The organism is Rhodohalobacter sp. 8-1 (genome assembly GCF_038150125.1).
GTDB lineage: Bacteria > Bacteroidota > Rhodothermia > Balneolales > Balneolaceae > SW132.
This window is the reverse complement of sequence record NZ_JBBVMF010000001.1, coordinates 287,998-309,399: the sequence shown is the minus strand read 5'-3', so window position 1 is coordinate 309,399 and position 21,402 is coordinate 287,998. Positions and strand designations below refer to the sequence as shown.

General features: G+C 44.1%; 21 protein-coding genes. 13 read left to right on the top strand and 8 right to left on the bottom strand.

The genetic code is table 11. From position 1 onward, the window contains the following. The first annotated feature begins 4 nt into the window (after nucleotides 1-4). The gene (locus AABW11_RS01330) at nucleotides 5-925 is read left to right on the top strand and encodes a Ppx/GppA phosphatase family protein (RefSeq protein ID WP_340102696.1); all 921 of its coding nucleotides are present in this window, start codon (nucleotides 5-7) and stop codon (nucleotides 923-925) included. A 126-nt stretch (nucleotides 926-1,051) separates the two neighbouring features. Here AABW11_RS01330 and AABW11_RS01325 read toward each other — a convergent pair whose 3' ends face one another. After that, nucleotides 1,052-1,594, bottom strand: a complete 543-nt coding sequence (locus AABW11_RS01325; RefSeq protein WP_340102695.1) for an outer membrane beta-barrel protein — start codon at nucleotides 1,592-1,594, stop codon at nucleotides 1,052-1,054. Between the two features lie 107 nt (nucleotides 1,595-1,701). On the opposite strand from AABW11_RS01325, the gene AABW11_RS01320 reads away from it, so the two are divergent. Further along, on the top strand, nucleotides 1,702-2,331 hold the full coding sequence (locus AABW11_RS01320) for an RNA polymerase sigma factor (protein WP_340102694.1): 630 nt from the start codon (nucleotides 1,702-1,704) through the stop codon (nucleotides 2,329-2,331). A gap of 211 nt (nucleotides 2,332-2,542) precedes the next feature. After that, nucleotides 2,543-3,325: a hypothetical protein gene (locus AABW11_RS01315; protein WP_340102693.1), complete on the top strand. Its 783-nt coding sequence runs from the start codon at nucleotides 2,543-2,545 to the stop codon at nucleotides 3,323-3,325. Nucleotides 3,326-3,507: 182 nt separating this feature from the next. Here the strand turns inward: AABW11_RS01315 and AABW11_RS01310 are convergent, their stop codons facing one another. From AABW11_RS01310 to AABW11_RS01300, 3 genes are all read right to left on the bottom strand, one after another. Further along, nucleotides 3,508-3,819: a hypothetical protein gene (locus AABW11_RS01310; RefSeq protein WP_340102692.1), complete on the bottom strand. Its 312-nt coding sequence runs from the start codon at nucleotides 3,817-3,819 to the stop codon at nucleotides 3,508-3,510. A gap of 164 nt (nucleotides 3,820-3,983) precedes the next feature. Next, entirely contained in the window at nucleotides 3,984-5,513 is a 1,530-nt protein-coding gene (locus AABW11_RS01305) for a bifunctional GNAT family N-acetyltransferase/carbon-nitrogen hydrolase family protein (protein ID WP_340102691.1), read from the bottom strand. A 282-nt stretch (nucleotides 5,514-5,795) separates the two neighbouring features. After that, nucleotides 5,796-6,626 carry a CvfB family protein gene (locus AABW11_RS01300; RefSeq protein ID WP_340102690.1) on the bottom strand — a complete coding sequence of 277 codons (831 nt, stop codon included), beginning with the start codon at nucleotides 6,624-6,626 and terminating at the stop codon, nucleotides 5,796-5,798. A 218-nt stretch (nucleotides 6,627-6,844) separates the two neighbouring features. Here AABW11_RS01300 and AABW11_RS01295 point away from each other — a divergent pair, with 218 nt between their 5' ends. After that, on the top strand, nucleotides 6,845-8,005 hold the full coding sequence (locus AABW11_RS01295; protein ID WP_340102689.1) for a PQQ-dependent sugar dehydrogenase: 1,161 nt from the start codon (nucleotides 6,845-6,847) through the stop codon (nucleotides 8,003-8,005). Nucleotides 8,006-8,897: 892 nt separating this feature from the next. After that, entirely contained in the window at nucleotides 8,898-9,716 is an 819-nt protein-coding gene (gene nei / locus AABW11_RS01290; protein ID WP_340102688.1) for an endonuclease VIII, read from the top strand. A 221-nt stretch (nucleotides 9,717-9,937) separates the two neighbouring features. On the opposite strand, the gene AABW11_RS01285 is transcribed toward nei, so the two are convergent. Both AABW11_RS01285 and AABW11_RS01280 read right to left on the bottom strand, forming a co-directional pair. Continuing rightward, nucleotides 9,938-11,878, bottom strand: coding sequence for a M48 family metallopeptidase (locus AABW11_RS01285; protein WP_340102687.1), 1,941 nt, complete (start codon nucleotides 11,876-11,878; stop codon nucleotides 9,938-9,940). 27 nt (nucleotides 11,879-11,905) lie between these two features. After that, nucleotides 11,906-12,493 carry a LemA family protein gene (locus AABW11_RS01280; protein ID WP_340102686.1) on the bottom strand — a complete coding sequence of 196 codons (588 nt, stop codon included), beginning with the start codon at nucleotides 12,491-12,493 and terminating at the stop codon, nucleotides 11,906-11,908. Between the two features lie 44 nt (nucleotides 12,494-12,537). On the opposite strand from AABW11_RS01280, the gene AABW11_RS01275 reads away from it, so the two are divergent. Continuing rightward, on the top strand, nucleotides 12,538-12,810 hold the full coding sequence (locus tag AABW11_RS01275; protein WP_340102685.1) for a hypothetical protein: 273 nt from the start codon (nucleotides 12,538-12,540) through the stop codon (nucleotides 12,808-12,810). Nucleotides 12,811-12,899: 89 nt separating this feature from the next. Continuing rightward, nucleotides 12,900-13,214, top strand: a complete 315-nt coding sequence (locus tag AABW11_RS01270; RefSeq protein ID WP_340102684.1) for a hypothetical protein — start codon at nucleotides 12,900-12,902, stop codon at nucleotides 13,212-13,214. Nucleotides 13,215-13,472: 258 nt separating this feature from the next. Here the strand turns inward: AABW11_RS01270 and AABW11_RS01265 are convergent, their stop codons facing one another. Further along, nucleotides 13,473-15,521: a S9 family peptidase gene (locus AABW11_RS01265; protein ID WP_340102683.1), complete on the bottom strand. Its 2,049-nt coding sequence runs from the start codon at nucleotides 15,519-15,521 to the stop codon at nucleotides 13,473-13,475. Between the two features lie 302 nt (nucleotides 15,522-15,823). After that, the gene (locus tag AABW11_RS01260) at nucleotides 15,824-16,303 is read right to left on the bottom strand and encodes a hypothetical protein (RefSeq protein WP_340102682.1); all 480 of its coding nucleotides are present in this window, start codon (nucleotides 16,301-16,303) and stop codon (nucleotides 15,824-15,826) included. Between the two features lie 220 nt (nucleotides 16,304-16,523). Here AABW11_RS01260 and AABW11_RS01255 point away from each other — a divergent pair, with 220 nt between their 5' ends. From AABW11_RS01255 to AABW11_RS01230, 6 genes are all read left to right on the top strand, one after another. Further along, nucleotides 16,524-16,862, top strand: coding sequence for an arsenate reductase family protein (locus AABW11_RS01255; RefSeq protein WP_340102681.1), 339 nt, complete (start codon nucleotides 16,524-16,526; stop codon nucleotides 16,860-16,862). Nucleotides 16,863-16,902: 40 nt separating this feature from the next. Further along, nucleotides 16,903-17,661, top strand: a complete 759-nt coding sequence (locus tag AABW11_RS01250) for a DUF3108 domain-containing protein (protein ID WP_340102680.1) — start codon at nucleotides 16,903-16,905, stop codon at nucleotides 17,659-17,661. After that, a complete protein-coding gene (dut, locus tag AABW11_RS01245) occupies nucleotides 17,642-18,094 on the top strand; it encodes a dUTP diphosphatase (RefSeq protein ID WP_340102679.1) in 453 nt (150 codons plus the stop codon). Before AABW11_RS01250 ends, dut begins: the two co-directional genes overlap by 20 nt. A gap of 353 nt (nucleotides 18,095-18,447) precedes the next feature. Continuing rightward, nucleotides 18,448-19,737, top strand: a complete 1,290-nt coding sequence (locus tag AABW11_RS01240; protein WP_340102678.1) for an MFS transporter — start codon at nucleotides 18,448-18,450, stop codon at nucleotides 19,735-19,737. A gap of 757 nt (nucleotides 19,738-20,494) precedes the next feature. After that, the gene (locus tag AABW11_RS01235) at nucleotides 20,495-20,755 is read left to right on the top strand and encodes a type II toxin-antitoxin system Phd/YefM family antitoxin (RefSeq protein ID WP_340102677.1); all 261 of its coding nucleotides are present in this window, start codon (nucleotides 20,495-20,497) and stop codon (nucleotides 20,753-20,755) included. Next, a complete protein-coding gene (locus AABW11_RS01230; RefSeq protein ID WP_340102676.1) occupies nucleotides 20,752-21,186 on the top strand; it encodes a type II toxin-antitoxin system VapC family toxin in 435 nt (144 codons plus the stop codon). Before AABW11_RS01235 ends, AABW11_RS01230 begins: the two co-directional genes overlap by 4 nt. Nucleotides 21,187-21,402 lie beyond the last annotated feature (216 nt).

The following is a 21,402-nucleotide window of genomic DNA, read 5'->3' as shown; positions in this document are numbered from 1 at the left end:
TACAATGATACGTTCTTCGATAGATATAGGTACCAATTCTGTTTTGCTTCTTGTAGCGGACTGTTCAGATGGTAATATCGACGTGTTACATGAAGAACAAAATATTCCACGGCTGGGACAGGGGGTCGACCAATCCGGTGCGCTTTCAGAAGCAGCCCAGCAACGGGTGTTGGATGTGCTGAACTCTTATAAAACATATCTCGATGAAAATTACAATTCGATATCATCTGATACAATTGTAACTGCGACAAGTGCAGTCAGGGATGCATCGAACAGACAGGAGTTTCTCAGACGCATTAAAAGCGAAACCGGCTGGACCGTCAGACTTTTGTCGGGTGATGATGAAGCCTGGGTAACGTATAAAGGAGCCTTGTCTGTAATTGAGAATCCCGGCAGCAATTCGGAAATCATCGTGCTTGATATAGGTGGCGGCAGTACAGAAATTGCCCGTGGAGTTGGAACAAGCCTGAAGAATTCCGTGTCACTGAATATGGGAAGCGTCCGTTTTACAGAACGTTTTTTGAAACAGGATCCGCCAACAGATGATGAAATTAAGTCTGCCAGACGTGAAGTAAAACGAATGCTGACAGATTGGTCCGGCAATCCAATTTCATTTGACCAATTGATAGGTGTAGCAGGCACCGTTACGTCTATGGCCGGCATTGATTTGGGGCTGGATATCTACAATACTGAAAAAATTAACGGGCATCGCTGCAGCCGTGATTTTATTGACCAGATAATCGAGGAGTTCCAGAATCTTAAAGCAGCTGAAATTGAGAAAAAATATCCCAAATTTTTAAAAGGCAGGGGAGATGTGATAACTGGCGGACTGTTGATCCTCTCAGAATTTATGACGTGGACAGGGCATAATGAGGTTGTTGTGTCAACCGGTGGAATTCGCCATGGTATTCTGTTGGACGATTAACGTATGAATCATGCACATCTAATGCACATCTAAATCCTATCCCAGTTGTGCTTGGGTAATCAAATAAAAAAAGGCGCCCGAATTAACGGAACGCCTTTTTCTGTCTTGATAGGTTGAGTGATTAGCTCAAATAGGAAATCGGAGGCCTGCGCCCAATACAAACTGATCGGCATCTCCACCGAGACCACCTAATTTAACTTCAGCAAAGAAGTCGGCAAAGTCGAGTACGTATTCAAGGCCGGCACCGAGGTTAAGGCCAAATTCAGAATCACTGGAAGAATTTACGCCACTACCCGTAGGAAATTCTTGAGAAAATCCTGTAATATTTATTCCTCCGATACCGTAGGCCATCAAACCATCTTCTTCGAGAAATATATAATTACCGTTGAAATTTAATTCCCAGACTGTTAATTCAAAGTCTCCTTCACTTTTGGGAAAATAAAAAGTGAAATCACCACCGACACGAATCTCCGGTTTGAGTGTGTAGTAACCGTCAACTCGAATTCCTAAATCATTATCTAAAGATCCGGCTGCTACTCCAGACCCAAAAGCCAGCCCGGCACCGATTTTAATGTCACCTTCTTCAGTTTGGGCAGATGCGAAATTAAATAATGATGAGGTAGTGAAAATTGTCGTGGTTACAATTAGAATCGTGAGTAGTTTTTTCATAGTGCTATTCTTATGTTAGTTTAGTTTTTAAATTAGTTATAATAGCCATTTGCTTTTAATGCGTATGTCTTTTGATATATGTGTCACGAAATTATTTTTATTTTTAAATGAGTTCAAATCCAGATTCAGAAAACGAATCCAGGCGAGAAGATGCATCCCAGAGCAGCTTGCAGGATGAAAAGTACGTTAAGAAAGCCCTTGAAGGTGATCAACGGGCATATCAGCAGTTAACAGAAAAATACAGGCGGCCGCTTGAGTACCATGTAAGGAAGATGGTGAAAGAGTCCGAACAGGTGGAAGACCTTGTACAGGAAGCGTTTATTAAGGCGTTTAAAAATCTTGAATCCTATAATTCAAGTTATGCATTCTCAACCTGGCTGTATCGTATCACCACAAATCATACGATTGATTACCTGCGAAAGAAGAAATTGAAGACAACCTCAATCGATAAACCGATTAAAACCCGGGAGGGTGAGATGTCGTTTGAGCTTCCTGATGAACAGGCTGAAACCGACCGTGCAATTATTCGCAAGCAGCGTAAAAAAATCATTACTCATGCGATAGATAATCTGCCCGAAAAATACCGGCAGGTAATTCAAATGCGACATATTGAAGAGCTGAGCTACCAGGAAATTGCCGATAAATTAGATTTACCGCTTGGCACAGTTAAAGCCCATATTTTCAGAGCTCGGGAAATGCTATATAAAGCTCTGAAGGATAAAAAGCACAAATTTTAAGGACTTTAATCATGGACTATTTCAATTCAATGAACTAGTCTATGATTGATCTTGTAGTCAGAATACAAGAAGTTGAATTCCTCTTTTAAAGAATCACTCGTTGAAACTTTTTTTGAAAAGAGTATCATTTCAAGATGGATTTTCAAAATCCCCTTCAGATAGTAAAAATCTCAATCAAGCTAATAATTTTAAACTCTAAAACACTCTACAAATGAACGCGTACTTTAAATCTTCAAGCTACTTAAGCCTTATTCTACTCTTTGTATTGGCTGGCTGTGGAGATGACTCCTCCACAAATACAGGTCAAACTGATCCGCCAGATGTTCCGGAAGCCATTCCCGCTGAAATTAATAAATCCGTATTCGAAAATAACAACCCGGTTGGCGAAGAGTTCGCCCTTTTCAATGAAGCGGCAATATTGGCTCAAACTGCATCAGCACAAATAAATGGGGGTACTGCACTGGGACAATCCTATTTAGAATTTACGCGCTCACGTGACGCTGATTTTCAGGATGGTACATGGACCTGGTCATTTTCTTCAAACGAAAACGGTGTTGATGTGTCAGTCCGAACAACTGCAGAACAACTTCAGGATGGTTTTCAATGGAATATCTTTATCAGTGGCACTTTTAACGGTGAATCAGTTGCCGAATTTCAATTTCTGTCAGGATTTATATCAGAAAACGGGAATAGTGGAAACTGGCGTTACTTTTCGCCAAACAGTAGCGATCAACCGATTCTTGAATACCAGTGGGATGTGATTAGCGAAACAGAATCATCGTTTACATCTATATTCAGAGATACTGATGGAAGTATCAATCAGCAAATAGAATATGTGCGAAATGGTGCTGATAACACTCTCGAATACACTGGATTTTCTTCCAATGACCTGGTTCTTTATTGGAATTCTGAAACCAAAGCAGGATACATCGACCGGGAAGGAGAAGACCGCCGTTGCTGGGATGAGTCTTTTGCTGAAACGGCGTGTAGCTAAGATAATACAAGTCTTAGCCTTACAGGCATCTGAAATAAAAAAGGTTCGCAAATAAGAACTCTGATTTAAAAACCCTGATAGTCGATGATAACTGTACGGTAAGTGAGTGCAGTGATCACTATCAGGGTTTTCCTATATTTGTTGCCTTATTTGTATTCAGAAATTATAATTGTCAAAAATTACTATGAGTTAGATTTCTGAGGTTGGTTTGATTTCAGGTATTCATCAAGCCATTTCCTTGCCTCGTCTCTGGTTATATTCTCTTCTTCAAGTTTTTCATGGAGAAGCCGCTCAATTCTCAGTGCTTCTTCTTTAGTAACTATATCGTGCATATCGGCATATTCATTAATAAATGAGAGAACATTTTCACCTTCATTAGGACTGAACAACTCACTTTTACTCTCACTCTCGGTGGTGAACTTTCGCGATTTTGAGGCTGGACTCGTTGACCAGTTATAATCGTATTTAAGATCACTTTTTTGAATTATTGACATGTCTTGCACCTCTGTTTGATCAATTCAAATTAATACATCTCTGTATAAAAGTAACAAATACAAGTACAGTAATGTTTCCATACTGCTGGCATCAAATGATTTACACCACTAATCGGCAAGTGATTGGTAAGAGGTGTTTCCGGATGATTTCAGAATAGACTCATTTAAGTTTTTTTGATCAAATCGTAAAGGTCAGTTCGACGGTCTTTAAGAATTCGAACACTTCCCTGAACGTGGAGTTCTTTTAGAAGGTCGAGATCCACATCAGCAATCAACATCATTTCTGTGTTTGGTGTTGCTTCCGTTTTAATACCGGTCGTAGGAAATGCAAAATCACACGGTGTAAACACGACCGACTGACCGTATTGAATATCCATATTATGGACTTTTGGAAGGTTCCCTACGCTGCCGGCAACAGCCACATAGCACTCATTCTCAATAGCTCGTGCCATCGCACAGTTCCGAACCCTGGAATATCCATTCTGGGTATCCGTCATGAACGGGACAAAAAGAATGTCCAGGCCTTCATAGGCAAGCAATCGCGTCAGCTCAGGAAATTCAACATCGTAGCAGATCAGGATTCCAATTCGTCCCGCATCTGTCTCGTACGTTTTGATAGTATTTCCGCCATTCATTCCCCAGGCTTTTTTCTCGTCGGGTGTAACATGGATTTTCTCATATTTTTCAACTTCGCCGTTACGCTTACAGAGATGCCCTACATTATAGAGTCCGTCATCTCGTACTTCCGGCATGCTTCCTGTAATAATGTTGATGTTGTAAGAAACAGCGAATTCAGAGAACGTATCCCTCAGTCGATCGGTGTAATCAGCAAGCTTTCTGATGGATGCAGCTTCTGTAAGGTGATTATATTCTGCCATCAGCGGAGCGTTCACGTACTCGGGGAAGAGCAGAAAATCTGCATTGTAACCTGATACTGCATCCACAAAATACTCAATCTGTTCCACAAGATCGTTGAATCCATTATAAGGACGCATCTGCCACTGAACGAGCCCCATTCTGACTACAGATTTTTCTGAGCTGATTGAGGGCTCTTTTTCCGGCTTCTCATAATAAATATTGGTCCACTCAAGCAGTGCGGCCAGTCCTTGTGAGGCTTCATCTTCGGGCAGGTAGTGACGGGCCAGCCGTTTAACGTGAAAATCATTCGACAGCTGAAAGCTGAGTACCGGATCGTATACCTCCTTTTTCTTTACTTTCTGTATGTACTGCTTTGGCGTGAGCTCGTCCTGGTGTTTATGGTAGTTAGGAAGCCGCCCGCCGAGCACAATTCCTTTCAGGTTCATCTCTTCGCATAGCTCTTTTCTGTAATCGTACATTCGCCGGCCGAGACGCAACCCGCGGTACTCAGGGTGCACCATCATATCAAGACCGTAAATCGTATCTCCCTCCGACGTATGCGTATCAAAGGTATCGTTGGCCGTCATTTCGATGTAGGTATGCTTTTCATCAAACCTGTCGTACTTGATAAGAATGGACAGTGCAGCACCGGCCATCACGCCATCCACCATGACTACAATCTGACCTTTTGGAAATCTGTCAATCAGAGTTTCTACCTGCTTTCTATTCCAGGCTGCATCACCCACTTTTGGGTAGCAGGTGAGCATAAGCTCCTTCAGTTTTGGGTAGAGGTCGGGCGTCAGGTATTCAAGTTCAACTTTATCGTATGAAGCCATGAGTGGGATTTTTTAATCATAAGTGGTTTAATTCCCCGACCCTCTGGGTCGGAAAAAGATAAAAGTCCCCCTTTGAAGGGGGAAGCGAACGGAGTGAGCTGGGGGATGACTATCTGAGTCTTAAATTCGACCAAGTGTTGATTCTGAAGCACAAAGGATCATCCCCCATTGCCCCCTTCAAAGGGGGACACTTTCCAAAAAGCTCATACTTTTTTTGAAAAATTATGAATTTTAAGTTGATACCTCGTGGTCTCTGCGCCGAGGTAGTTCATTTAAATAACATTATCGTAAATAGATACCGTCGTCTTCTATGCGGATCATATCATTTTTATAGAGTTTGCCAATTGCCTGTTTAAACGTCTTTTTGCTCATTTCGAGGCGTGCACGGATTTCATTCGGATCACTTTTGTCATGCAGGTTCAGATATCCATTACTCTTTTGCAGAAGTTCATAGATGTGATCGGCATTGGGTTCCACCTTTTTGTAACCAAACGGCCTGAGGGTGACATCAATTTTGTTGTCCGGCCGGATCTGTTTGATGTAGCCAGTACGCTTTTCACCATACCTCAGGTTTTGGAATATATCATCTTCGTAGATCAGTCCTTCATGTTGTTGATTAATGATTACATTTCGGCCCAAATCACTTTTATTCCAAATGATAAGATCCACTTTCTCCTTCTCCTCAACGGTCAGTGGTGATTCCGTCAGGTATCGCTCAATTTTTGTAGTCCCGGTCAACCGTTCTGATTTTTGATCGATATACAGGTAGATCAGATTTTTTCGTCCCTCCATCATGCGGTTGCTCTGTTCGCTGAACGGCACAAACAAATCCTTGCTGATCCCCCAGTCCATAAAGGCACCGTGTTCAGTGACAGCCTTTACCTCGAGCAGCTCTATTTGATTGAGCTCAATGGTCGGGGTGTGCATGGTGGCAGTATTCCGGCCCTCGTTGTCCTGGTAAATATAGATTTCAATTCCCTCTCCGGGTGTGAGATCTCGTGTTGCTTCTTCGAAAGGCATAAAAATTGTTTCTCCGCTCTCGAACTTAAGCAGATATCCGTTTGGCTGCTTTAGCTGTAAGGTTGCGGTTTGATAGGTTCCGGGCGTAGGCATAGACGTTTTTAGATAAAAAATTAGCTTTATTGAAAATACAGGGAAGGAACCGATTTCACCAACTCTGTCTTTACTAACATTGTTCGGTGATTGATTCTACTATTTGTACATTTGATCAAATAGGCCCTGCATCCAGAATAGATGAATGGTTTATTTTTCGGGAAAGAGCCGACTTTAAAACGAAACCTTGATACCTCTATTGTAAATAACTGACTCTCATGATAAAAAAACTTACGCTGTCACTGTTTCCAGTCATTTTATTGATGAGTGCATGCACTATGCCCAAAGGACCGGTACCACTCTCTGCAGATGCTCCGGAAGCTGAAGGCTGGACTACTGAGGTTGTACTTGATCGACTTACTTACCCATGGGCGATGGTTTGGCTGCCGGGCGAGAAAGGTCATATGCTGATTACAGAGAAGACCGGCCGGTTGCGGAAGGTTGAAAATGGTGTGCTTTCAGAAGATTCAATAGCGGGCCTTCCCGATATGTTTATCAGTGGGCAGGGCGGTCTGCTTGATGTGACTCTTCACCCGGAATTTGCTGACAACCGGTATGTGTATCTTACCTATTCAACCGGTACAGAAGATGCAAACCGAACAACTGTTGGCCGGGGAAAATTGGAAGGAATGGAACTCACAGAGTTCGAAGAGATCTTTCGTGTGTCTGATGATAAATCAGATGATCAGCACTTTGGATCCAGGATGCAATGGCTGCCGGACCGGACATTTCTGCTCACACTCGGTGATGGTGGAAACTACATTCGATTTGAGGGAGACTGGATACGGGAGCAGGCTCAGCAGCTGGACAGCCATCTGGGCAAAGTCTTGCGGCTTACCGATACCGGTGGTCCGGCACCCGGCAACCCGTTTTTAGACCAGGAGGGAGCACTGCCGGAGATCTGGTCGCTTGGTCACCGAAACATCCAGGGAATCACCAGGGATCCTGACAGCGGACGTATTTGGGCGAATGAACACGGGTCAAAAGGCGGCGACGAGCTTAATCTGCTGGAAGCCGGTGGAAATTATGGCTGGCCGGAAGTTACCTACAGCAGGGAATACCACTACCTTAGAATTTCTGATGAGACATCGATGCCTGGAATGGCGGATCCTAAAGTAGTTTGGACGCCCTCACAAGCACCAAGCGGCCTTGCGTTCTATACAGGTGACCAATACCCCGGCTGGAAGGGAGATCTGTTTAGCGGCGGACTGGTTGGTGAACAGGTGCGCCGAATTATACTCGATGGGGAAGAGGTTGCAGGTGAAGAATCTATACCCATCGGTAAGCGGGTGAGGAGCGTGGCGCAGGGTCCGGATGGATACCTATATATTCTCACCGATCACGAAAGTGGTGAGCTGATTCGGATATTGGATAATTAGGTGATTAGTGATTGGTGTATTTGTTATTTGTTGATACGGTCAGCGGATGAGTTTTTGACAAATCGAGGCATGGAGGGATAATTTTTTAACAGCACCAATTTTAAGGCTGCAAGCCTGTAAGAACTCAGCCTGGGGCACTCGCTCCAGGTTAATAAGGAGTTATTCAATAGGGCAGGCTGAATTTTATCAAAATCATTTAGTCGGCTTGTAAGGTCATAGTGAGCAGTAAGATAATATGCAGAGTAAGTATCCTCTTTTTCAGGCTTTTCCAATGGGGCAGCCTGACCGATCTGCACACATCAAATATACTTGGGGCGAGAGTGCCTTAGGTTGAATAACGTCAGGCTTATGGCCTATATATTCCATTTCAGGATAGCAGAAATTGATAATCATTATCGGTTCTACCGAAAAGTTTATGGGTGATGTCAAAAATGTGAATCATCGCTTAGACCATGTTTAAAATCTTCCAAATTATAAGCCATTGCTTTTGCAGATCCTTATCTGCGCCATCAACGACAATGGCTTGCTCAGGATGACGGGCCGATTGGTTAGCACGCGGGCGGCGTGGGTGTAAACGTAGTGTTAAATATCGCCTTTTCGTCACGCCGCCCTACACCCCCAGCCGAATCATTGTCATTCTGAATAAAACGGTGGTTTTCCGTTTTGTGAAGAATCTGCAAAAGCAACATGTGTTGTTCTCAGATAAGTTGTTTAACCTTTTGAGTGATTTATCTAGCTTATTCTAATTATGCTAGATTTATAACATGTATCCATAAACTTTCCGGTAGAACCATATTATCTTTAATTAAAGCCTATAGATTCCTGATGCAACGTACAGTTCCAATTTTCGGTTATCATGGCGACAAAACATCTAACCCTTATTTGATAGCAAATGCCGGAAGGACCTGAGATTCACCGTGAAGCCGATAAAATTAGTAATGCGATTGCAGACTCTCATCTTAGATATATTTACTACTATCACGATCATCTCAAACCGTTTGAAAAGGAGCTCGCAGAGAAGCGTGTTGAAAACGTAGAAGCATTTGGTAAAGGGCTCGTCATTTCTTTTGAAGATGACTTTCATATGTACAGCCACAACCAGCTTTACGGAAAATGGTACATCAAACCGGCCGGCGACTACCCCAAAACTAATCGGCAGCTTCGGGCTGAATTGCGAACGGATCAAAAATCGGCATTGCTTTATAGCGCCAGCGAAATTGATGTGATGGATGGTGAATCTATAAAGGAACATCCTTACCTGAGTAAACTCGGGCCGGATTTATTGAAAGGCGTAACGGTTGATGATATTGTTGAGCGAAGCAAGAGCGACGATTTTAGAAGAAAAATGTTCGCCTCGCTGCTGCTTGATCAAACCTTCCTGAGCGGAGTTGGAAACTACCTGAGAACAGAGATACTGTTCGATTCAAAAATAGATCCGTCAGCAAAACCAAAAGATCTGTCCGATGAACAGCTTATTGAATTCGCCAAATCTGCTCTCACTATCACACACCGGGCGTATCAAACCAAAGGAATGACGGTGGCGGATGACATACTTTCTGAAGCAAAGCAGAACGGTGAGAAAAGACGCCAATATAGGCACTACCTGTTCAATCGGGCTGGTAAGCCTTGTCGGATGTGCGGAACGGAAGTAGAAAAACTGGAGAAATCAGGCCGGCGTATTTATGTGTGCAGAAACTGTCAGGGACTGTAAACCTCAGTTCGATTAATAAATTTTTAATAAGATCATTATAAAAGTCTCCCCTAATAAGGGGAGATTGAGAGGGGTGTCTATCGAATTTCTCAAAGATCTGATCAACATCCCCCTTATTCCCCCTTTTCTAAGGGGGACTCTTTCCTTTATGATTTAATAATCGAACTAAGACTATAACTTTTGCTAATTTAGTGCGATATCAATAATAATTTTATCCTTGGTTATCCCGTTGGCCGAACGTGCAGCGGAATAGGCGAGCCAATAACTTCAGCCATGGCCCGCAGCAGCTCAAGCTCATCAAGCGAAAGCGAATCGTCTGCCATTACGCAATGAATCATACTTTTCATCAGATAGCGCTTTACTGGATTAGCTGAGAGCGAAAATCCCTTCAATGCCTCATCAATATCTTTGAATGTATACTCATCCTCTTGTAAATATTTTAAATTATCCGGCGCGGCTTCTTCCAGAACCTCAACTCCTGTCTGAAATGCCTGCCGCTTGTCAGTGTCGGATGTGTTGGCAAGTGAGGAGAGAATAATGGATAGTTCTCTGCCAAGGGGTTTTAGATGGTGGTGTTTAATTTTTGGCGTTTTTTCTTCCTTGAAATGCTGATCCAGCCGGTGCTCAATCAGCTTTTCAATTGAGTATTCAAATAAGGTGACCTCGTCATCATGGTCAATGATATTTCTTAGATTTTGCCTAAACAGCCCGTATTGACTTGCGCTCATTTGGCGAAGGGCGGGAACTGAAATCTCTGCAAGCGGCAGTGCCCATTCTCGTTTGCCATTGCTCAGTTTGGCCAGTAACGATGACACGTGTTTTTCCAAATCATCAGTCAGAATTTTTTTACTCCACTCAGGTACCTCTTTTAAAGACCTGTTGTTACTCGTTAGCAGCAGTGCATAAATGAGCGCTTCTGACTGAAACGGTTCGTGGGCGGCTTCGCGCAGTTCCTCCGGAATCTCCTTTAAAATATGGGATGCCTGTTTTACACTCCTCTCGTTCATGGTGCCGATGGCTCCCATTAAGATTTCCTGCAGCGGCAGCGTTTCGGATAATGGTCCCGCAGAAGCCCCCGCAGTTTCTTGTACTGAGCCTTTCTCCATGCGGTTTTTCTTCAGGCGTTTATCAATCCGTTCTTTCTGTTTGATGTGCGATGAATCACGGCCGGGCTGAATGGCCTGAATCCTCTTATCCAGCGGAGGGTGAGTTGCGAAAAGTTTGTCCAGTGCGGTATGAAAACTGTTGGCAAAAAACATGTGGCTAAATTCCATCGAGTGCCCATCTTTGATCTCTGCTCCTTTTTTTAAGCGTCCGATCTTTTCGAGAGCTCCGGCTATACCATCCGGATTACGGGTGTACTGAACAGCGGCGGCATCGGCCAGGTATTCACGCTGACGAGAAACCGCAGCCTGGATCATACGGCCAAACAGCATGCCAACGTAACCAATCACAATAAGAGCAACTCCCAGTAAAAGTATTACAAGCTTAGATTTACCACTGTCACTATCGCCGCTTGTAGACCGCCGGCTGCCGCCCATGAAAAATGTGCTTCTCATGAGAAGCATCCCCATAATATGAATAAGCAAGATTCCATTCAGAATGCCAATAAGGCGAATATTCAGTCGCATGTCGCCATTAAAGATGTGGCTGAATTCATGTGCGATCACACCCTGGAGTTCGTCACGGTTCAGCTGTTCAATCGCGCCTTTTGTAACGCCAACGGCCGCATCATCGGTGCCAAAACCGGCCGCAAACGCGTTGATATTTTCTTCACGATCGAGCAGGTAGATGTCGGGCAGCGGTAGGCCTGATGCTATTGACATCTCCTCGACAATATTGACAAGCTGACGCTCATTCGGGTCTTTACTTGATGAGTTCACTTTCCGGCCACCAAGCATTTCTGCAACAGCACTGCCGCCTTTCCTGAGCTGGGCAATTCGAAATAGTGTTCCAGATACAATCAGGATGAGCGTAAAGGTTGTTACCAAAAAGAAAAGAACCGGATTCCATGGCTGCCCCATACCTCCGCCGGCGTAACTGATCAGCAGCAATGTAACTACGTATACCGATATAATAATAAGTATAACGGCGGCACAATAGAGGACAAGCAGTTTCCAGGTAGCCTGTTTGGCACGGTCCTGCGCTTCAAAAAAGTCCATAAATCAGGGATGAAATAAACGGTGCTATTAAAATTCTACTTTTGGAGCTTCCCGCTCATCGGCAACGTCAATTTCAAACAGTCGGGCCTCTTTAAACCCAAATGCATTGGCGATCAAGTTATTAGGAAATTTTTCCCTGCTGGTGTTGTAGGTCATTACCGAATCGTTGAATGACTGTCGTGCAAACGCAATCTTGTTTTCCGTAGATGTCAGCTCTTCGGTAAGCTGCATCATGTTCTGATTGGCTTTCAGGTCGGGATAGTTTTCGGAGAGCGCAAAGAGCCGTCCCATTGCGCCGGTCAATGACTGTTCAGCACCCATCAATTTCTGCATGGATTCTGGATCTCCAGGTTCCTGGGCAACCTCTTTTTCAGTACTCATTGCCTGGTTCCTGGCCTGGATAACTGCTTCGAGCGTCTCTTTTTCATGAGACATGTACTGCTTGGCTACATTTACAAGATTTGGAATCAGGTCGTAGCGACGTTTTAGCTGAACATCTATTTGTGAGAATGCATTTTTGAACCGATTTCTGAGCGACACCAGCTTATTGTAAATCGAAACGGGATAGGCTACCAGTATTATCAGAACAACAACAGCAATAATTGTAAGTATCATATCGAAATTAATTAATGAGTTATAAAACGGTCGGTCACAATGGAATGATAGAATATACAATAACTGAACAGCTCCGCAAATTGAATCGTCAGATCCTGAGTTCGATTCAAAAATATGGAAAAATGAATAAAGCAGTCCGGGAAGTGCGATTGTTTAGCAAATTCATTTCTAATGTGTCATACCGGACGCTGATGCTGTATCTCCTGCCTTTTTTGGGATGGGAGATCCAGCGTCAGGCGCGGGATGACGCACTTCCCGGACTGCTTCGCGTTCAATTCAGTAATGAAAACAATCGAACTTGGCTCAATACGAGGTGATGTATAACCGGTTTCAAAAAAATCTAACAAAAAGTGTAAGGGGATCGGGGATTTTTGATCATACAAGTAAAAACATAAAAGAGATAATTATGAAACGATCACTCATACTTTCCACCTTCAGAACAGAATTCAGAAGAAAAGGGGCAACGTATCAGCAGGAGACATCGGCTCTTCGCTGGGTTCGTAAGTTTTTAGATGAATTTACCGTTGACCATTCATCACAAATCCGCCACTGGCAAACCGACTATTTTATCTCGGAACTGAAGAAACGAGATCACTCGTATGATGATCTTCTTCAGGCGCAATCAGCCCTTCAGTTTTTGATGAAACGTATTCTAAATCGATCTGAAAGCGACGAAATGGCCACGAATGACTCATCTGGTTTTATTCGGATAACGGCATGATGAGTGCCGAACTGTTTCTTAAAACTGAGCTCAATTAACAATGTATTTTGTGTTGTAGTCAAGAATTCCCCTCCTTCTCAAGGAGGGGATTAAGGGGTGGTTGTGCCGTAGGCATCCCGATGAGGAAACAGTATATTGAGTCCAATTTAAATTTAAAATCCTAAAGCTACCTCCCCCGGCCCCTCCTTACACAGGAGGGGAGAATTTTAGTCCTGATTTAAAATCGAGCTCAGGCTAAAAGTTTGTTTAATCGGCAATCTACTCACTATATTTCTCAAACCACCCAGTGATGTACCCAACTTTTCGAATCAGGTTTGAAGGCCGGGCAACAATCCCGTGTGACGCCCCGGTAATCTTAACGAGCGATGCATCCACATCCTGTAGCTTTAGTGCCTGGTAATACTGCTCACTTTCACTATTTGGGGTCCTGTAGTCTTCGGAACCCACGAGCACCATTGTCGGTGTTGTTACATTTCCGACAAGAGATATTGGCGATCGCTCCATATACTGCATGGGATCGTCCCACGGCATTTCGGTGAACCAGTATTTGGCAAAAAACGGGTAGGCATCTGCAGTCAGCGTAAAACTGTACCAGTTGATGACAGGCTTGGCGACTACTGCAGCACGGAAGCGATCGGTCATGCCAATGGACCAGGCTGTCAGCACGCCGCCACCGCTTCCCCCGGTGATGTAAAGCTGATCCTCATCCACGTAGCCCTCGTCCAGTACGTAGTTGACGGCATCCATCAAATCATTGAAATCCTCGCTTGGATAGTTATGGTTGATGTATGCTGCGAATTCGGGAGAATAGCTCGTGCTTCCTCTTGGATTTGTGTACACGACCACATAACCCTGACTTGCCATGAGCTGAAGTTCGGGCGTAAAACGAGGGCCGTAATTTGTGTGTGGCCCTCCATGAATTTCCAGAATCATCGGGTAGTCCTGTTCAGGGTCAAAGTTCGGAGGTGTAATAATCCAGCCCTGAACCCTGAAGTCATCAACAGATGAATCAACCCAAAACTCTGTGGTTTCCCCGACTGATATGGATTTGAAGAGCTCTTCATTTAAGTTGGTTATTTGCCTGGTAGCCATTCGCGTTGGAAAGTGCCCAACGGTCAGTTCTGCAGGGCGTTCCGTGGTTCCCTGAGGCACGGCGTAACGTCCGTTTTCAGATACAGAATACGAACCGCCGCCATACGGCCGACCGATACTTGGAGAGTTCAGATCGCTGACAAGCGTTGTGTACTCTCCGTTTAAATTGAGATTGCCCAGTTTACTGTTCCCTTCCTCATCAAACCGGAAAAACAGAGAGCCGCTGTCGCCCGCCCACGTATGACTGCTGACATCCACATTCAAATTTCTGGAGATGGTTCGTCTGTTGGTGCCATCCCTGTTGATCACATAGAGCTCGGTAAGCTGATACCCAAGGAATTCGTCATCATAGCCGGTATAGGCAATAAACCGGCCGTCTGGTGATATTGACGGGTTGCTGTGCGGGCCTCGTCCGTCTGTGACTTGTGTCAGCTCAAGTGATTCCACACCAATTTCGTAAATCTGTTCGTTATTGGGGTCCAGCGGGGCATCTGCTGTTCGATCGGCCGTAAAAATGATCGTTTCTCCATCAGGAGCCCACTTCGGAGAATTGTGGTTATATGGCCCGGATGTGAGTTGTCTTGGCGCGCCGCCATCTGCCGAAATTACGAAAACATGCGAGTATGACAGATCAATATATCCGCTTGCATCACTCCGATAAAGAACATGATCAATCACTTGTGCCGGCGGTGCCCATTCGGCGCCTTCGGGTGGGCCTGGGAACGATCCGATATTCGGTTCTGGTGCATCGACGCTTTTTGTAAAGAGCAGATGATTCCCATCGGGTGACCAGGCGAGATTGGCAGGACTGCTATCCAGGTTCGTGATTGATGTTGTAACACCCTCATCCATCCATCGGATAAAAATTTGGGACGATCCTTCTTCACTTGACGTGTAGGCAATCCGGCTGCCATCAGGTGACCATGTAACGTTACCATAACTTCCCTTTCCAGATGTGAGGCCTACATGATTGTCTCCGCTGAAGTCAATACGCCAAAGGTTGATAAATCGCCGGTCGCTCATCGCATCAAATTGATGACGTTCGTAAATAACCGTGTTGCCATCCGGGGAAATTTGTGGATTTGCAACCATCTGCAGGTCAAAGACATCCATATAACTGAATGCATCCGGCTGTACCTGATCCTGTGCATGCGACAGGTTAATGGAAATCAGGAGTGTAATAACTAGACTTAAAAAGGATAGGGATCGGTTCATTGGATTTGAAATTGGATTATTTAAAACGTTGAAGCTCAGGAAGAGTACTAAATGATGAGAAGAGTTGAAAATTGTAATGAAGGTATTGATGTAAAATGGTGAATTACAAGTAATCAATATGTCGTGATATCAGCCACGAAGTCTCGAAGACTTAAAGAAACACGAAGGGTATTGGATTGATAACAAAGGCCTTTATGTCTAAGAGACCTTCATGGCAATATTGATTGGATTGGTAATTCTTTCACTTAGTGATATAAAGGGATTTCTTTTAATGATTTATTGGAATTGGTGAAACGATAAAGTCACTCAACGCGAACATCACCATAGCTGATGATATTTTCCCTGTTATCATAAATAATCAACCGGTGAATTCCCCGGGCACTTTCGGGGCTATTAAATCGGCCGAGCTCAATCGGGTTGATAGGAACAGTTGTCAGGCCGGGTGGCAGGGGATTCTGGCTATGGGTATAAAGTGTTCGAAACTGTGCATTTGCAGCATCATTTATCAGTACCGCCACCGTAAGGCCTGAGACGGCATCTATACCCGAAACTTCAATTTCAATACTGAGCTGATCAGCAATGGATACCGGGTTGGAAAATGGGGGGTTTACAAACACAAGCCCCTGGAAAAAGGGAGATGTGCGCCAGTCGTTGGGGTCTTCTGTTATAATTTCTCCGTTTCCCTCCGTTTCTGTAATGCCTTCAGGAAGTTGAAACGCTTCCTGTTCAAATTCTCTCTGGTCATCATCCTTGCCGCAGCTAAAGCAAACTAAAGACAGCATGATTATTAGAATTAAGCGATGTGTAAAGGAGTGGAGCATTCGTCTGAAAAATAAAATGAAAAGTTGAATCAATGACGATGATTTTCTGTTGGCGTAAAAAATCAATAATAACCAATTTATTACATCATATTTACGATCTGGATACGATTCATTGTATCTTTCTTTTGAAGAAAATTGATGAGTACCAGTCAACCAAAATCAAAGTAGAATATAGTCGATTATGCTGAAAGTTTATGGCATCAAAAATTGTAACAAGGTTCGCGACACGTTCAAATGGCTTGAAGAAAACGATGTGGACTATGAATTTATTGACCTGAAAAAAGAGCCGTTATCGGAAGGTAAACTGGATGAATTTGTGCACAAAGTCGGGCTCGACGTATTGATAAACAAACGGGGCACAACGTATAAAAATCTTGGACTGAAGGATAAAGATCTTGATGAAGATCAGCTATTTGATCTGCTGCTGGAGAACCAAACCATGATTAAACGCCCGGTTTTAGAACAGGATGACGCCGTACTTGTGGGGTATGATGAGGATGCTTTTGATTCGTTTGTCTGATATCTCGATTTATTTTACAATAATATTTTGTCTCGGTTTCATGGGCTCTGCATCCGGGCAAGATATTACGTACGACCGGGAAAGTCCGCCGACGGCAGACATGTTAATGGATGTTCGGGAAGTATTCGAATACGAGGTTCGGTACGGATTTTTCACCCTCGGCTGGGTAGATGTAGAGCTGTTGCCGGACACTACCCACCAGGGCGAAACGGTTCACCACATGCGAACTCGAATCCGGTCGAATAACAAGATTCCTTTTGTCGGGACCCGGATAGTGAACTACGAATCGCTGTTCAGTCACAATGAGAAGTGGTTCTATGCACATGAATTCTGGAGAGATGATATTCACGATGAGATTTACGACAAATTACGTGTAGACTTCGACAGGACGGAAGATCTCGTTTACTTCTTTGAGGAAGGTGAACCGACCGATACGCTTGCCCTTGAGGAGCCGGCCAGTGGCGGGGATATTGTGTTTTATTATTCCCGTATGTTTGCTGGTATTGAAGAACCGTATGAACTCCCCGTTTATATTGAAGGAGAGAAAAGCACGCTGACAGCATCAAGCAGTCCTGAAACTGATATGCGGAGTTACGATGCGTTTGACGAAGAAGTTGAAACCTACTATAGTGAAGGGACGACAGATGCGGACGGCCCTTTTGGATTTTCTGGTAGATTTAAATCTTGGTTTATGACTGATGATCTTCGTATTCCGCTTGAGGCACACGTAAAAGTCATTTTTGGAAATGTTAAAGTTCGATTGATAAACTATGAGCGACATGAAAAAACCGATATGTGAATTTAAGAAACTTTCCCATGCAGCAGATCTTCCTCTGCCATCATATGAATCTGATTATGCAGCCGGAATGGACCTCAGGGCTGCCGTACCGGGCACTGTTCCCATCAAACCGGGAGAAAGAGCACTGATTCCTACCGGCCTGCAAATGGGGCTTCAGGATGGCTTCGAAGCACAAATAAGGCCGCGAAGCGGGCTTGCGTTTAAATTTGGTATAACAATGCTAAATGCACCTGGTACAATCGATTCAGATTACAGGGGAGAGATAAAAGTGCTCGTTATCAACCATGGAGATGAAGTATTTAATGTATCATTTGGTGACAGGATAGCACAAATGATAATTGCACCCGTCAGCCGGGCGGAAATCCGGGAAGTACAAGAACTGGGTGAAACAGAACGGAATAAGGGTGGGTTTGGTAGTACGGGTATTGAGTGATTAACAGAGCATGTCTTTTGATCAATCTCTGCGTTATCGGTCGGTTGAAATCCTCATCCCGAGATTTCGGGACTGCGGTTTCACCGTCCCTCTGGCCTTGATCTTGACCAAAATCCCTGGCTCTGAAATACACTCTTAGCGGACAGCGGAGAGTACGTGCCTTGGGGCGGGAGGGGTGTATGGAGAATTGATGACTGTCTCGACGTTTGAGTGGGTAAATGAATCCATAATACACCCCTCGCGTATTTCGCTTAACGCTCATTCGATCTCCCCACGAGGGGAGACATATCACTGTCACTTTTGACATATCAGTATCATAATTCTGAAACAATAATGCCCCGGATACCCTAAATTTGAATTTTTCACTGAAACCTTACCTCGAGCTTGTCAGAACCAACCACGACTACAGAAGACTGTGGCTGGCACAGGTCGTCTCTAATTTCGGGGACTGGTTCGGGCTTCTGGCCATTTATGCGCTCATCCAGGATTATAGTGATTCCGAGCTTCTCCTCGGCCTGATCATCGTCGTGAAAACACTGAGCCTGGCGTTTTCATCGCCATTTGCCGGATATATTACTGACCGGATGAACCGGCGCAAGCTGATGATCTGGTGCGATATCATTCGGGCGGTTGTGGTGGTCGGGTTTCTGCTTATCGTCTCTTTTGAGCTGCTTTGGCTGGCGTATGTTTTGATGGCTTTTCAAATGATTTTTTCAGCAATTTTTGAACCTGCCAAGACATCATCTATACCCAATGTGACGACATCAGACGAACTTGTCATCGCCAACATTCTGTCGGCTGCATCCTGGAGCATTATTTTTACATCGGCAATGGCATTGGGCGGATTTGCAACGGCATGGCTGGGCACTGACGCAGTATTTCTGATCAATTCAGCTACCTACCTAATTTCCGCCATTTTCATCTACCGCGCCGTCATTCCTCAGACGGCAATGAGCCGCGAAGAGAAGTTTCGCACCCGAAATCCGCTGACCGGCATAAAAGAGGGATTTCAGTTTCTGAAAGATAACCCGGCTGTCTTGCGGCCAACAATGGCGAAAGGGATGTTTACGAGCTGTATCGGTGCGCTTGTCTATCTTCTAATACTCATTGCTGAAGACATTCTGCTAATGGGCAGCATCGGGCTTGGCGTACTGTATGCATCTCGCGGTGTGGGAACCGGAATTGGTCCCGTAATCGGCAGACGAATCTTCCCGAATGAGAAAAATTGGGTTAAAGCGATGGGTTTCTGTATGATTTTTGCCGGGTTGATGTATGTGATGGTCAGCGGAATTGAGTCACTGATTTTTATGTCGCTGCTGGTGGTAGCGGGCCACATGGCATCCGGCTCAAACTGGGTCATGAGCACCGTTCTGCTTCAGCGCCGCGCACCCGATACCTTTCGCGGTCGCGTGTTCAGTACCGAATGGCTGCTCTTTACCCTCTCACAGTCTATCTCAGTAACATTCGCGGCTATTATGCTGGAATTTGGTATCCTGAGCATCCGCCAGTCCGTTCTGCTATTTGCACTTCTACTCGTTGGAATCGGCATTTTCTGGCTCTTGAAAATTGCCCCGGCGGAGAAAAGATACAATTCACCTGCTTTAGAAAAACAGCAAAAACCTGTGTTGGAAAGAGAGTATTGAGTGGGTGAGATGCGTGATTTAGGGCATTCAATCGTAGATAAAAATGGTTCTACCGGAAAGTTTGTGGGTACATGAAATAATCCAATGCATAGTTTCATAAAACCAGAGAAGTTATTCAGAAGGATAACCCACATATCAGATAGAGCAAAACATGTTGCTTTTGCAGATTCTTCACAAAACGGAAAACCACCGTTTTATTCAGAATGACAATGATTGGGCTGGGTTTTTGGGCGGCGTGATGACAAGGCGATATTGATATTGATGGCTGGGCTCACGCCGCCCCCATACTAACCAAGGAGCGTGTCATCCTGATCGAGCCATTGAAGTTGATGGCGAAGAGAAGGATCTGCAAAAGTAGTAAACAGTCATTTTGGGAATTTTTGACCAGTTCTACTCGATTGTTCTCATATTTTGCCATCACCTACAAACTTTCCGATAGAATCATAAAAATAAATGACCTGTGCATTCTAAATTAGAATGTTGACTTATTAATTTGATCATGCGAATTTCCCGATTCCCGATTCCCGATTCCCGATTCCCGATTCCCGATTCCCGATTCCCGATTCCCGACCCACGGATTATATTAGCGAGATTAGAAGAATTGGATTACTATCAAGCGACATTGAGGGCTATAGAGCCAAAAGAGAACTAAGGATTATGTGTCGTTAACCCCATTTTTGCCACAAGCAATTTTCACTTCTATTATCTGTTATAAATATGTATGTTCTAGACAGACTAGATGAAGTTGGAGGTGTTTATGATTTCAAAATCTAAAAAATGGCAATTACAGGAAGCTAAAAACAGATTTAGCGAAGTCGTACGTAAGGCATCCGAAGAGGGGCCCCAAACGGTTACAAAGCATGGAAAAGATAGCGTTGTAGTTCTTTCGGCTGAAGATTATCGAAAATTAGAACAACCGAAAACCTCATTGGTTGAGTTTTTTCAAACATCACCCCTTTCAGAGGTTGAGATTGATCTAAAGCGAGATAAATCCCTTTCTCGTCAAGTTGACTTATGAGTTATTTGATTGACACTTGCTGCATTTCCGAATTGGTCAAAAAGAAACCAAATCCAAACGTTTTGAAATGGTTCGCCGATCAGGATGAGCTCTCCATGTTTTTAAGCGTCATTACGTTTGGTGAATTGAGAAAAGGGATTGAAAGATTACCCGATTCGAAAAAGAAGAAAGAAATTAATCGATGGGTTAAAGAGGATCTGAATCACCGCTTCAAAAACCGAATCCTCAATATAAATTTAGAAGGTGCGAATAAATGGGGTGAGATTTTGACTACAGCAGAAAAAAATGGCAAACCCCTTCCGGCAATTGATGCATTAATTGCTGCTACAGCTCTGGTGCATGACTTATTGGTTGTTACAAGAAATACGAAGGATATGGAAGGTTCAGGAGTTGAGGTAACTAATCCCTGGAACTATGAGCTGAACACATAACCAGCGGTTCATGCGATCGGGTTGTTGTTGGTTGCCACTGGCTTTGATTCAGCCCCGACGTACAACCACTAAACCGTTATAATGCTCTCTTAACTCTACATTTGAGCGCAAAGTTTTGTATTAATGAACCATGAAATCAGATACCAAAAGAAAAATATAGACTCTATTTCCCGCGAGGCCATGAAGTCACAAAGAGCTTCATTTCGTATTGAGGGC